The sequence below is a fragment of the bacterium genome (assembly GCA_019695335.1).
Lineage (GTDB): Bacteria > CLD3 > CLD3 > SB21 > SB21 > JABWBZ01.
This window is the reverse complement of record JAIBAF010000032.1, coordinates 1-13,848: the sequence shown is the minus strand read 5'-3', so window position 1 is coordinate 13,848 and position 13,848 is coordinate 1. Positions and strand designations below refer to the sequence as shown.

The 13,848-nt window shown below is 42.5% G+C and carries 14 protein-coding genes; 10 read left to right on the top strand and 4 right to left on the bottom strand.

Annotated features, from left to right (window positions below; translation table 11 throughout):
- The first annotated feature begins 8 nt into the window (after nucleotides 1-8).
- The 5 genes from K1X84_09700 to K1X84_09680 all read left to right on the top strand — a co-directional run bounded on the left by K1X84_09700 (nucleotide 9) and on the right by K1X84_09680 (nucleotide 5,752).
- Nucleotides 9-980, top strand: coding sequence for a DJ-1/PfpI family protein (locus tag K1X84_09700; protein MBX7151901.1), 972 nt, complete (start codon nucleotides 9-11; stop codon nucleotides 978-980).
- 36 nt (nucleotides 981-1,016) lie between these two features.
- Complete coding sequence (locus K1X84_09695) at nucleotides 1,017-1,667, top strand: hypothetical protein (GenBank protein MBX7151900.1); 651 nt, start codon at nucleotides 1,017-1,019, stop codon at nucleotides 1,665-1,667.
- 53 nt (nucleotides 1,668-1,720) lie between these two features.
- Nucleotides 1,721-4,123 carry an ABC transporter permease gene (locus K1X84_09690; protein ID MBX7151899.1) on the top strand — a complete coding sequence of 801 codons (2,403 nt, stop codon included), beginning with the start codon at nucleotides 1,721-1,723 and terminating at the stop codon, nucleotides 4,121-4,123.
- 107 nt (nucleotides 4,124-4,230) lie between these two features.
- On the top strand, nucleotides 4,231-5,031 hold the full coding sequence (locus K1X84_09685; GenBank protein MBX7151898.1) for a hypothetical protein: 801 nt from the start codon (nucleotides 4,231-4,233) through the stop codon (nucleotides 5,029-5,031).
- An 85-nt stretch (nucleotides 5,032-5,116) separates the two neighbouring features.
- Nucleotides 5,117-5,752, top strand: coding sequence for a methyltransferase domain-containing protein (locus tag K1X84_09680; protein ID MBX7151897.1), 636 nt, complete (start codon nucleotides 5,117-5,119; stop codon nucleotides 5,750-5,752).
- A gap of 1 nt (nucleotide 5,753) precedes the next feature.
- Here the strand turns inward: K1X84_09680 and K1X84_09675 are convergent, their stop codons facing one another.
- The 3 genes from K1X84_09675 to udk are packed head-to-tail and all read right to left on the bottom strand — an operon-like array spanning nucleotide 5,754 to nucleotide 7,413.
- On the bottom strand, nucleotides 5,754-6,287 hold the full coding sequence (locus K1X84_09675; GenBank protein ID MBX7151896.1) for an HD domain-containing protein: 534 nt from the start codon (nucleotides 6,285-6,287) through the stop codon (nucleotides 5,754-5,756).
- A gap of 21 nt (nucleotides 6,288-6,308) precedes the next feature.
- Entirely contained in the window at nucleotides 6,309-6,797 is a 489-nt protein-coding gene (locus K1X84_09670) for a hypothetical protein (protein ID MBX7151895.1), read from the bottom strand.
- Nucleotides 6,790-7,413 carry a uridine kinase gene (gene udk, locus K1X84_09665; protein ID MBX7151894.1) on the bottom strand — a complete coding sequence of 208 codons (624 nt, stop codon included), beginning with the start codon at nucleotides 7,411-7,413 and terminating at the stop codon, nucleotides 6,790-6,792. The genes K1X84_09670 and udk overlap by 8 nt, the downstream gene beginning before the upstream one ends.
- A gap of 196 nt (nucleotides 7,414-7,609) precedes the next feature.
- Between udk and K1X84_09660 the strand changes: the two genes are divergently transcribed.
- The 5 genes from K1X84_09660 (at nucleotide 7,610) to K1X84_09640 (ending at nucleotide 13,084) form a co-directional block, all read left to right on the top strand.
- Nucleotides 7,610-8,605: a DPP IV N-terminal domain-containing protein gene (locus tag K1X84_09660; protein MBX7151893.1), complete on the top strand. Its 996-nt coding sequence runs from the start codon at nucleotides 7,610-7,612 to the stop codon at nucleotides 8,603-8,605.
- Between the two features lie 139 nt (nucleotides 8,606-8,744).
- Nucleotides 8,745-9,569, top strand: coding sequence for a hypothetical protein (locus tag K1X84_09655; GenBank protein ID MBX7151892.1), 825 nt, complete (start codon nucleotides 8,745-8,747; stop codon nucleotides 9,567-9,569).
- Complete coding sequence (locus K1X84_09650) at nucleotides 9,566-10,900, top strand: amidohydrolase family protein (protein MBX7151891.1); 1,335 nt, start codon at nucleotides 9,566-9,568, stop codon at nucleotides 10,898-10,900. Before K1X84_09655 ends, K1X84_09650 begins: the two co-directional genes overlap by 4 nt.
- A 568-nt stretch (nucleotides 10,901-11,468) precedes the next feature.
- Complete coding sequence (locus K1X84_09645; protein MBX7151890.1) at nucleotides 11,469-12,182, top strand: AraC family transcriptional regulator; 714 nt, start codon at nucleotides 11,469-11,471, stop codon at nucleotides 12,180-12,182.
- An 89-nt stretch (nucleotides 12,183-12,271) separates the two neighbouring features.
- Entirely contained in the window at nucleotides 12,272-13,084 is an 813-nt protein-coding gene (locus K1X84_09640; GenBank protein ID MBX7151889.1) for a hypothetical protein, read from the top strand.
- A 43-nt stretch (nucleotides 13,085-13,127) separates the two neighbouring features.
- On the opposite strand, the gene K1X84_09635 is transcribed toward K1X84_09640, so the two are convergent.
- On the bottom strand, nucleotides 13,128-13,848 hold a 721-nt coding region (locus K1X84_09635; protein MBX7151888.1), incomplete at its 5' end, for a molybdopterin-dependent oxidoreductase.

Below are 13,848 nucleotides of genomic sequence, written 5' to 3'. Positions count from 1 at the left end.
AAGCGTTTATGAAATTGCTACGATTTTTTCTAATAGCTGCAATGATAGGAAAAAGTTTAGCGGCTCAATCGGAAGTTAAGAGTGTGAGTATTTTTCTTTTTGACGGCGTTCAGATCATCGACTATACCGGCCCTTATGAAGTATTGGGCTATGGTTTTAATGTTTTTACGGTCGCTCAAAAAATGGATACGGTCCTAACCAATATGGGTATGAAAGTGATACCCGATTACGATCTGGAACATTGTCCCCATGTCAATATTCTGTTATTGCCCGGCGGGTTTGGCGTAGAAAAAACACGTCAGGAATCATCGGTGATTACTTGGATTCAGGAGCGAGCAAAAAAAGCCGATTATGTCATGTCTGTATGCAACGGCGCTTTTTTTCTGGCCAAAGCCGGATTGCTCAATGGTCTTGAAGCCACCACTACCGCGGGTTATATCGACGAACTCCAGGCCGAAGTACCTTCGGCGCGTCTGGTAAGGAATAAACGATTCGTCGATAACGGAAAAATCATCACCACGGCAGGCCTGAGTTCCGGTATCGACGGATCGCTGCATATCGTCGGTAATATCTATGGAAACGGCTGGTCCAAAGTTTTTGCTCGCTGGCTTGAGTTTGATTGGAATCCGGATTCTAAATATGCGGCTGCTTCCCTTGCCGATTGTAATACCTCGAATATAATGCGCTTGCTTTTGCGTCAACTCGACGGAACGCCTTTGACTTTTGATGGCAATAATGATCGATTTGAAAGCATGGTCCAAATCAATTCAAAATTATCCATGGAAGAATTGTCGAACCAAATTAGTAAAGTCCTGACAGAAAATGAAAAATGGAATAGGATCGATCCGGACAAAAAAGATCAAGGCGAATGGAAGTTTATAGGCACCGATAAAAAAGCATGGGTAGGTTATACTGACATCAAAAGAGGAAAGAAAGCGGATGAATTTATTGTAAAAATCACCATTCATCATGAACTATAATTTCATGACATATGATCTATACATGAACAAATATTTATGAAAAGATGGATTTTAACAAAACAAAGATTCTTCTTCAAATTGGTTACTACATTTCTCCTCATACTATCGTGCAATAACACGAAGCCAAATTTCCCTGCTGATGACGAGGATGAAGTAATGATTGCCGCAGCAAAATTCTGCAAGGCAAGAGAGGCCATGGACAAAATGGCGGTGCGTCCATTTCTCACTGATAGCACAATTTCGGTTGACATGAATGGAGTATCCAGGCCTTACAAGCGCGGTGAAAGTGATATATGTGAATTTGAAAAAAGAACAAACACAATTTGGGAACATGAAATTTTGTGCGCCAATGACAATGTCGTAACAGTAGTCGCAAAAGAAACAAGTGACTTTTATAACCTCCTCAATCTTGGAGCCCAGATTGAAGTTTTGGATCTTCATATGTATGAAGGAAAAGTCGCAAAACTTGTTATGAAGACAATAACTACCTACAAGAGCAGTCAAAATGTTGAATATTCAGGATTCAAACGCTGGCTGTTTTCTCAAAAAAATATTTCAGAGCCTGAGCTTATCAAACCTGATTCCACATTATATTTTACTGGAAAAAGCGCGCCCCGGATGGTCTTTTGGCTGCAAAAGTGGCGTCAATATTCAGACAGTATATCAACTGCAGAAATGAAACGATAGAAAGATTTACTTTAAAAAGTTGTACCTCATATTGAAACGACTGGTGTTTGGCTATGATTCGAAATTATCTCAAAATCGCCATCCGCAATTTCCTGAAATATAAAACCATTAGTGTCATCAATCTCTTAGGCTTCTCGATAGGAATTGCGGCTTTTATTCTTGTGGTACGTTATGCCGTGTATGAGTGGCAGTACGACCGATATCATCGCCATGCTGATCGGATTTTCAGACTCGTCAGCGATATAGCACGATCGCCTGTACCCTCCGGGCCTTCCATGCAGGCGGAATTACCCGGAATTGAAAAAGTCGTCCGCCTAAGCCAGAATGCCGATTTTTTTATCGGCATCAATCCGGAAAAACAATTTCGTGAACGATTCTACCTGGCCGATTCCGCTTTCTTTGAAATTTTTTCATTTCATTTCATTCATGGCTCCGCAACGTCAGCTCTGAAAACACCTGAATCCGTTGTATTAACGGCATCGACTGCATTACGTTATTTCGGTACGATCGATGCCATGGGCAAAAATATTCCAATCACATATTCCAATCGTGAATATCTGCTCAACGTTACGGGCGTCATTGATGATCCTCCGGTTCAGTCTCATTTTATTTTCGACCTGATCGGTTCGTTTAAGCTTTATGAAAACCACTCAAACGACCTTCAGGTGTATGATAATAATCTCATCTATACTTATTTTTTACTCGAATCTTCGAAATCATCGGCACACATCAATGATCAAATTGAAGCGTTTTACGCACGCCATGGGGTACAACCCGAAGAGTTCAGAAAAAAACCTTTTTTACAATCTCTTCTGGATATTCATTTGAGTTCAGGCGGCTTGCGATTCGAGATTTCGCCGCAAGGCGACAAAATGTACGTACTGATGTTCGTTTCGATAGCTATTCTGGTTTTGGTTATTGCCTGTATTAATTTCGTCAACCTTTCAACTGCCCGCTCATCCAAACGTGCAGTTGAAGTTGGCATGCGCAAAGTTTTTGGGGCCGAACGCCGGCAACTGATCCGCCAATTCATGAGTGAGGCTGCGCTTACCTCCTCTACGGCTGTATTGATAGCGCTTGGGCTTACCGAACTTTCTCTTCCGATGTTTGAATCGTTAGTCGAACGAAACCTTTCTCTTGATCTATCGTCGGGATTATGGATGTTTCCGGCTTTGGTTTTGTTCATTGCCGTGATGACTTTTGCTTCCGGAAGTTATCCTGCTGCTATTTTGTCAAGCTACACGCCGCTGCATGCTTTTAAAGCCAAGTCTTTTAACCGGCCATCGCATCGCGGATTTCGATATACGTTGGTCACTTTCCAGATTGCCAGCTCGGTTTTTCTAATTATAGCGATGCTTGCGATTACCAAACAAATGGATTTCATGAAAACCATCCGGCTTGGATTCGATCGTGAACAAGTCGTCGTGATCAATTACGGCCCGCAATTATGGCAAAAAGTAAATTTACTGCAGACAGAACTTACCAATTCGCCTTACGTCACGCATGTCTCGGCAGCGCTTACGCTGCCCGGCGATGCAAATACCTATGGAGTTCCTTTTGCCTTTGAAGGCATGTCCGATGTAAATATTGACAACTTGCTGAGCATGTCGACGGATATCGTAGACTTCGATTTCGTTGAATCGTTGGGAATGGAAATGGCTTTCGGTAGAACGCCGGACAGAAAACGGGTAACCGATAGCACCGGATATCTCATTAATGAGACCGCCTGGAAAGAGTTGATAGAAAAAGTAGGCGGCGCATGGAAAGACCCGATCGGGAAACGCATTGATTATTTTACATCGGGCAACGGTGGCTGGCAACTGGCAAGAAGCGGGTACGTTCTCGGCGTGGTTAGAGATTTTCATTTCCGATCGCTCCATCATCAAATTGGCCCTATGGTTTTGCAAATGCATCCGCCTACTTTGCGTAATCTCATCGTACGACTCCGGCCAGGCAATACAATAGAAGCCATGACATTCATAGAAAAAAAATGGACGGAAATTACGGGGCGACCGTTTGCCTATCGATTTCTTGACGAAAGTATCGACCGACAGTACCAAATGGAAAATAAAGCCGGTACAATGGTCAAATATCTGACGATTTTGGCTCTGATCATTTCCGCACTCGGACTTTTCGGATTAATTGTATTTACAGTTGAACAGCGCACCAAGGAAATATCCATACGGAAAGTTTTGGGTGCATCGGTCCCTATCGTCGCCCTGCTGATCACCAAAGAATTTATCACGTTCGTCGTAATAGCCAATCTCATCGTCTGGCCGCTCGGATGGTGGGCTATTCATCAATGGCTGGCCGATTTCGCTTATCAAGCGCACATGGGATTTGAAATTTTAGCAACAGCCGGTCTGGTTACTTTATTACTGGTAGTAATTACTGTCGCCTATCACACTATCAAAACATCGCTCACCAATCCGGCAGAAGCACTCCGGCATGAATGAGGCAATGTATTTAAAATTTCTTTGAAGAATCTCAGAATATATTCTATATTGCTCCCGGCTTTTTTCAATTATTCAAATATGAGTTCATGTCCATGAAATGCTCAATAATGCTGATTCTTATTTCATTGAGCTATGTAATCGATATCAATGCACAAACGGTATTGGCCGATACCTCAATAGTAGGCAAATTGCTGCCTGATCGATTTGCCCGCATTTCTATTCTATTTGGTAATCCACGATTGAATTATTTTAGTGAGACTTTCGAAAACTATAAAAACTCAGGGTACCCATCAATTTCGCATGGACAACCCAAAGCGTGGAATGTATCAGTTGAAAAAAACATAAATAAAACGATACGCATTGGCTTTATGTTCAATTATTTTATTCAATCGCATATTTCCGGGAGTAACTGGAAGAATATCGTAGAAGGAATTCAATCGGAACATCACGATATCTCACAACATTTTAAAAACTACGGATTAAAATTATATGCGGATTACGTTATTGTTGTTCTAAAACATCTGGATGGCACCCGATTGGAATTTGCTGCAGGTTTAGGAATTGGAGCGAATCGTATTCGGGTAAATGGCAAGCAAAGTTTTGTATTAATAAACGGTCCCCCTGGCTATATTATTGCTGTGAATGACACAGTTAACACTTTTTCTCTGGCCCGCAATGTTGTCAGCTCTTCTATAACGACAAGTTTAGATTTCTATATATTACAAAATGTATCGCTTCAGCTCAAAGGTGAATACACGGCTTGCTCTGTCGTCAAAATTCCCGCACAAGAGTTGGTTTATAACATTTCAACTACTAGCGTTCCGAGTTACAAAACCATCACATTAAAAAAGCAACATTTAGGTTTTTCTAGCGTCATTTTGTGGATGGGCGTTCATGTGCATATTTAATCCGAATGACCTAAAAATTTACGTAACTTTTTTAGTATTGCTTCCGTAGTCTGCTTTAATTCTCAAAAAAATGTTGTGTATATTCATGAAATTGAAGTCTGTTGTCCTTCTAATTCAAATACTGTTAACGGTAAGCAGTCGTGCCCAAGATGATTGGACGAAACGCGATCAATGGCAAAACGTTGAGGGAATTTTCCGGGCAATGAATCTTGATTCCGGAAGCGTCGCTGCAGATATCGGATGCCAGGACGGATACCTTACTTTAAAAATGGCAAAACAAGCCGGTGCTGCCGGAACGATTTACGCTGTGGACATTGATCAGGATGCATTAAAAGATTTAAAAAAGAACCTCAAGAAAGACTCCGTCACGAACGTTACCATCATTCACAGCACAACCGACAATCCGATGCTGCCGGATGGCGTATTGGACGCTGCCGTGATCGTCAATGCTTACCATGAAATGACGGAATATGTTTCCATGCTGGCATATATCAAGAAAGCCCTGAAGCCGGGAGGACGTTTGGTGATTGTCGAACCGATTACGGATCGTTTACGAAAAGCCACACGCAAGGAGCAAACTGAAACGCACAGGATTGGCTCAGCCTTTGTAAAAAAAGATCTGGAAAATGCCGGATTCCGAATCGATAAAATAATCGAGCCGTTCGTTCAGCGCGTTTCACGCAACGATGAAATGTGGTTGATAGTGGGGATAAAAGAATAATTTATAGCTTGAGCCGTGAGCGGCCTTCTCTCAATAACTCGTTATACAGTTTTTCCAACGGCACATTACTTCCACGAATCCCGTTGACGACTTTTTCAGTCCAATCAAAATATTCCAAGCGCCTTTCGAGTGTCCAGTCTCTCGGAGGAGAATGCGTAATGTCGCGAACATTGCATATCTTATCGGCTAACTTCAGTTGCCTGGCCCGTAAACTTTTATGCGGCGCCTGCTCGATCTGCAGCCGTTTCCTTTCCATTTTCGGCAGTCTTTTGTCATCCGTCACTTCCAAAACTACGTCCAGCACGTCTTCGCCGAAAAGCGATTCGATCTCTTCAGGCGTCGTCTCCGTATCTTCGATCGTGTCATGTAACAATGCTCCGAGAATGACGACGGTATCGCGTACGCCCCCTACGCGCCACAGTAATTCGGCTACCTGGATAGGATGATTGATATACGGCGACGCTTCGGCATCTTTTCGTCGCTGATCTTTATGCTTTTCAGCAGAAAATTTGATCGCTTTCAAAATCAAATCAATGTCGCGTTCTTCGAATGTCATCTAAAAATACCTTTGTGATAAAGCGTAATAAACGGCCATGAGTCCGCTGAAAACCGAACTACCGATAAAACGAAATCGAAGCGGCAGACGGTTTTGAATGATGAAATTTCCTATAAAGGATAAAACGATGGCGCCGAGAAATGATTTAGTTCCCGTAATGATGCAATGGACAGCAGCATCCGTTGTGGTATTCAGCGTTCCGAGAACTTCCGGCGCCGTGGCAATCGTAATAAAAAATAAATGCCGCGCAATCCATAGCGGGTTAAAATAAACAATGGCAGCCAAAGTGCGTGTGAAAAAATGGGTATACCGCTTTTCAATGTACTGAAACCATTTAGGAATTTCCCATGCATATATTGCACCACCGGCCACGGCCAGGACTATTAATCGGAGAAGGTGAAATTCGCCTACGATCAATTGTGCGATGGCGTCGCCGACTGGATAAATGACCAATCCGGCGATACGGTCCCGATGAAAAAAATTATTCATCGAGCAAAGACTTGATTTTCGTGATCAACAAATCGACACCGACGCTGTTTTCAATGCCTCGCGGAATGATGACGTCAGCATAACGTTTGGATGGCTCGACAAATTGCAAATGCATCGGTTTAACGATTTTTTGATACGATTCAATGACGGAATCAAATGAACGCGCATATTCATGAATATCCCGCTGGAGGCGGCGGATCAGGCGAACATCGGCATCGGCGTCAATATACACTTTGATATCGAGAAGTTCGCGTAGTTTTCTGTTTTCGAGAATCAGAATGCCTTCAAGCAGTAAAACTTTATGCGGTTCGACGCGCGTTACTTTATCCGTGCGGGCGTGACTTTTGTGATCGTATACCGGTATATCAACGGCCTCACCGCGGATTAATTGCTGTAAATGATTCAGCATTAATTCCTGATCAAACGCGTCCGGGTGATCAAAATTATGGCCGCCGCCAGGTACATGGGGAATGCCGGGCAAGTTTTTATAATAAGAATCCTGAGTGATGATGGCGACTTTTTGAGGTTCACCCAATTTCATCACAATTTCTTTAGCGACGGATGTTTTTCCTGAAGCCGTTCCGCCGGCAATACCAATAAAGATAGGTCGTTTCATGTCGTGTCTGTTTTTTTACAAGTATAGAAAATTTCTTTTTGATCAACAAGACAGATTTTTGAATTTTTGAGTAATTCGTCTTTGGGAAATAATTAGTTGTTTAATTAATCAAGTTGACTCCAATTAAATAACTCAGCTACAAAAAAATTGACAACGACCCGACAATTTTGATTAACTCAACAAAAGGAGAAAAGTTATGAGAATATGGATGGCCGTACTCATAGTTGTAATTTCCTGTTCGGATAAATCTTCAGAAAATTCCGTTCCTTCCGAAAACGAATGGATCAGGATCACGAACAACGTAGCGACAGAGTTTCATCCGTTTTGGTCACCCGATGGTACCTACATTTTGTTTGACTCCGACAGAGAAGGTCATTATGAAATTTACCGCTGTACGGCCAATGGATCGGAGCTGACGCGTCTTACGCAGAATACGACCGACAATACGCACGCACGGTGGCTCCCAAACGGACAACAAATGGTCTTCGAATCTGAACGGGATGGCAATAAAGAATTGTACCTCATGAATCTTGACGGCTCACAGCAAACCCGGTTGACCAATTCATCAGCCCTGGATGGAGCTGCGTTTGTATCGCCCAATGGTACTCAAATCGCTTTTTTGTCAATGAGGGACGGCAATTTCGAAATCTATACCATGGATACTAGCGGGGCCAATCAGACGCGATGCACTAATCATTCGGCTGATGATTTTGGGCATGTTTGGTCACCGGACGGCAGCAAAATTGCTTTTATGTCTAATAGGAACGGACATTGGGATATTTACGTTGTCAATAGCGATGGATCAAATTTGACTCGATTAACCACCAACGCAGCAGAGGATGAAGAGCCGCAATGGTCTCCTGATGGTAATACCATCGCGTTCCGATCCAATCGTGACGGTAATTATGAATTCTATACGATGCATACGGACGGTTCGAACGTAACGCGGCTTACTCATTCCGATGAAGATGAATATGAGTTTTCGTGGTCGCCCGACGGCAGTCGTATTTTGTTCGTCAAAGGTGATGTCCCCGATATTTATTACATGAATGCGGACGGATCCGGTATCAGGCAACTAACTTCCAATGGTTTCAGAGAAACGATCCCTTCGTGGTCGCCGGACGGAACGAAAATTATTTTTGCGTCAGAAAAAGAGGGAAATTTGGAAATTTACGTTCTGGCGATAGAGTAATAGGCTTCTGTCCTTTTTTTGTACATTCTTATTCAGTCATACTTTATCGGATCGGTCGATTGATCCGGCAAACACGCTTATCATTAAAATGATTTCATCGCACTTATTACTTATTAATATTAAAAAAGGAAAACACAGTATGAAAAATGTGAGTATTGCCCTGGCAATATGTTTCATCCTGTCCTGCGATAAAAAATCAGGCAATGAGCTTTCGTCCGGCGTTAATAGTATGACTATAAGCTTTGGCGGATTAAATCGAACTTTTTTAGTGCAACTTCCGGCTGTCGCGGGCGTTGTACCTGCGCCGGTGGTTTTTACTTTTCATGGCGGGCAAGGCACCAATTCAATTTACCCTGATGCTTTGGAAGATTTGATCAATGAACACCACTGGATCGGAGTATATCCGCAAGGCGTTAATGGTTTTTGGAATTCGGATATCGGAACGTCGACGGCCAATGATACGGGACTGATTAGGGAAATTGTACAGTGGCTTGATGAACGTACATCAATCGATAAACAACGAATCTACGCGCTCGGATTTTCAAACGGAGCAATTTTATGTCACAAAATGGCCAGAGAATCCGACGTGTTCGCCGCTATTGCTCCTGTAAACGGTAGTTGGCTTACCGGACAAACGATCGCTGGCTCAGCACCGGAAATTTCGGTATTCCAGGTCAGTTCAGCAAACGATGAAATTGTCCCTTACAGCGGCGGAGCACCACAAGGATTAAATTTTCAATCCGTTGCCGCCATGATGAATGGTTATGCCACGCACAATGGATGTTCGACGGCGCCACAAACTTTGGACAGTACAACATCAATTACTCATTTTCAATTTTCCGCGTGTACTAGTGAGGAAGTAATGTTGTATCGTTTGAATAATAAAACCCATTTCCTCGACGATCCTACTTGGGCGTCTTTGTATCCGTTGATCTTTAATTTTTTTGATGGGAAATCCAAATGAAAAAAATCGCCTTTCTTTTTTTAATGACGTTTTCCGTGCTGGCATGCTCGGAAAAAGATGCCGAATCGTTTGCGGCTATCTCCGTACGAGACACGACCGGAACCATCATTTTCCATGACGTCCACATCGTCAATGTAGAACAAGGTACGCTTGAAGGACCGGTCGACGTGATCACGGATAGTCAGAAAATTTCAGCCATTGGACCAAATTTGGAAATTCCATCCGGAGCGATCGTACTTGACTGTTCCGGTAAATATCTCATGCCGGGGCTTGCCGATATGCATACGCACGTCAATTACGAAAACGATCTTTTGCCGTATGTGGCCAACGGTGTCACTACTATTCTCAATATGGGAAGCCCCTCCAATATTTTATCGATGCGCGATCAGGTTAAGTCGGGCGATCTTCTTGGACCCACTATTTATGCGGGCGCTTTTGTAGATGGAACCGGCAGCCGCGGATGGATCGTTCAAACTGAAGAAGCCGCACGAACAGTCGTCGGTACTATTCAATCCCAAGGGTGGGACTTTATCAAAGTATACAACAGCATTCAAACGGACGTTTTCCTGGCGCTGATGGATGAAGCCAAAAGTAAAAACATGCCGGTTATCGGCCACGGCGTTCGCGCCCCGGGACTTAAGCGCATTATCCAGGAAGGCCAGGCCATGATCGCGCATGCTGAAGAATATATTTATGCCTATTTCAATTTTTCAAACAACGAATCGAAAATTCCTGAAGCGGTCAGTGATACTAAAAATGCCGGTGCATATCTCACGACGACGTTATCGGCTTATCGAATCATTATGAAGCAATGGGGAAACTCCTCGGGTCGCGATGCACTGCTGTCAGCTGATGAAATCAAATATGTCGACCCGCGATGGGTTACTTCCTGGCGTAATTCCGGCGCTTATATTCACAATCAGGGAAATCTGAACGATAATTATCATTTTCAGCAACAATTTGTCAAAGCCTTCAATGATGCCGGAATTCCTCTGCTTGCCGGAACAGATTCTCCGACGATTCCCGGAGGTATACCGGGATTTATGATCCACGATGATCTGGCAGAACTAAAAAAATGTGGAATTTCCAACGCCGATGTTCTGAAAATCGCTACGCTGAACGCCGGGAATTTCATTATTAAAACCAAACCGGAGGAAATACCGTTTGGTAAAATCCAACTCGGATACCGCGCCGATCTGCTTTTATTAAATCAGAATCCGCTGACTGATCTAACGCATTTGAAAAACCGGGCTGGCGTGATGGTTCGAGGACATTGGTTAAGTGAAGAGGAATTGTCGCAAAAGATGGAAACATTAGCCTCAGAATTCTGAAAAACCCTAAAAATTTTTCTGTATTTTCGTCATACTTTATCGGATCGTTCGACTTTTCGCTTAATTATGCTTAAGTTGAGATTAACATTGCTTAATTAAAGTGCGCTCAACTCTAGACATAAGTATGCAACCTTCCTTAAATTTTTGGCCTTTGCTGTTTACAGGTTTTTCCTCCATTGGAATTTTTTATTCAACAAGGTTATTGGTTCGGCGGGACCCAAAAAGGCAAAGTGATTTCGCTTTGGCCGTTTATGTCATTTTACAATCGCTAACGCTTTTCGAATATGTGCTTTATTGGACGGGATTAATTTACAATATACCGGCTTTTTGCGATGCAACCGTTTTATTTCCGCTATTATATGGTCCATGCCTGCTGATCTATTTTGATTCGGTTTTTGATAATCAAAAAAACCTTCAGTCGTACTTCCCTCACGCTGTCCCGTTTATCTTCTTTCTGATTTTTAAAATACCCTTTTATCTGAGTTCGGCTGATACAAAATTCTACCACATTAAGAATGTTCAATTTTATTTTATCTTCGATTATATCGGTTGGATAAAGGTTTTGCATATGAGTATGTATGCAATTGTAGTGATTTTTATCATTAGGAAACAATTTGGTATTGGTTTCATGCGATCGTGGGCGCGTTGGATTGCAGCTTTCTATGTCCTTTTCATAATCATGTCGGCAGCGTATTTGATTTTTTCATCTGAACCTGACTGGCAGATTCAATACGATTATTACATGTCCCTTGCTTCTTCAGCAACGATATTTTTCATGGCATGGTATGATGGCGCCAAAATTAATCTCCGTGAAGGAAATTCCATTGCAGAATCTCTCATACCTTCCCGCGTAAAATTAACGACCACATCCGCGAACGAATCGGCTAATACCAAATACGGACATTCGGCATTGCCGTTTTCAGCCATACAGAAAATTGCCGACGAATTGGATCGAATCATGGAGAAAGAAAAACTATACCTTGAAAATGATTTGAAACTGGAAAAGTTGGCTTCCATACTGAATGTCAGCAAGCATCATATTTCTCAGACTATCAATCGCGTTCACATGGTCAATTTTTTTGATTATATCAACCAAAAGCGTATCGATGAGGCTAAACGTATCCTTCATTCTTACAATAAAAAAGAGCTAAACGTCCTGGAAGTTGCATACATGGTCGGATACAATCACAAAGGCACGTTTAATTCGGTTTTCAAAAAGATTACCGGAACGACCCCGACCGAATACCGCAAACAAATTCAATCTTCCCCATCATTTAATTGATTGCTATTTAATAACTAAAAAAGTACGAATTCAGATAAATAATTATATTGAGTTTATAATTAATAGTTAAATAAATAGGAGCCTATACCATGAAACAGAGTATGATGAGTCTTGCGCTGTTAAGCGTTTTTGTTTGCTTGGCATGTAAAGACGGAGGTGAAACGTTCCAACTTCCAGCTAATGTTTACAGTGTCGAAAAAATATACGACGTTGGAAATTCCGGCAGCGCTTCCGATTTTAGGATCTACGTTAATTTTAATTCGGCTGTCAATATTGACGATCTGGAAGAAGTACGGTTAGTCATCGTAAAATCCTCTGATGATTTTTCAACCGATCAGATCGATGCATTGGTCGGCGGCAATTATTTTCCTATGACAATTTCAAATGCCGCATCCCAAGTCATCAAACCGGGCGCCGACATCAAAGATTCGGATGGCGATCCGATTGCCAACAATACTTCATACAGTCTCTATATCGCAACGATCGGCCAATCAAATTCTCATCAACTTTCCGAGGCTAAGTTATTTACGCTTCAGGACAAGCCTGTATATGCCGGCGATTATGTTGGAACGTGGGAAGATCTCGGTCCTCCGGGCCCTGCTAAATTCGGGATGTCATTGCGTATTAGTGAAAACTATACCGGTCAAATGTTTTATGCGGATACGACTTTTATGCCGTTTGGAAATGGAGCGCAAGATGCGACGATTACAATGACCGTCAGCGGAACAGAAATTACATCGTTTGTACTCAATCAATTTATTTCAGGCTACAATGGAGGATGTGCGGCTCAAAAAACATTAACAGGACATTTTGAAGACGATATCAATCTAGTGCTTGATACATTTAATTGGGCTGACTGCGATGGAACACGGGACGTTAAATTACTATTCAGAAAGAAATGACCGTAAGACAATCCCGCAATTTTCTGAGGTATTAAATTTTTTATTAGTGAGAGTATCGCTGTTTGATTTTTTCAATTGCTAATAATATTACTTCGTTCGTCGCTGGCAATGAAAACTCAGGTTCGACTTTGTGATCGCCAACTGCTGACACAGCATCTTTAATTGCCAGCCAGCATGACAGGGCAAGCATAAACGGCGGTTCGGCCACGGCTTTGCTGGAGTGAATCGTATTCGGGTTCGGAACGTTTTGCAAAAGCGCAGTCCTGAAATCTTTCGGGATGTCTTGGATATTCGGGATTTTATATGTGTCCGGTGAATGATTCAGCAAGCGTCCTTTGGCATCCCATTTCACTTCTTCCGTCGTACACCATCCAACGCCTTGAATATAGCCGCCTTCAATTTGCCCGATGTCGATCGCAGGGTTGATCGAATCTCCGACGTCATGCAAAATATCCGTCCGTAAAATCGTGTGTCGTCCCGTGAGCGTGTCGATGAGCACCTCTGTTACAGCCATACCGAACGCATAGTAATGAAACGGACGACCTTGTCCTTTTTCTTTATCGAAAAAAACATTCGGCGTACGGTAATAACCGGTCGATGACAAACTGACTTGCCTGAAATGAGCCATCGGAATTAGCTCTTCAAATTTTATTTTCCTGTCCAAATGTCGCAGATCGTACACCCAATCATTTTCAAATTCGATATCGTCGGCTGACGATCGTGCATCGTAACCTTTTTCATTGAATACTTCGGCGGCGATTTTT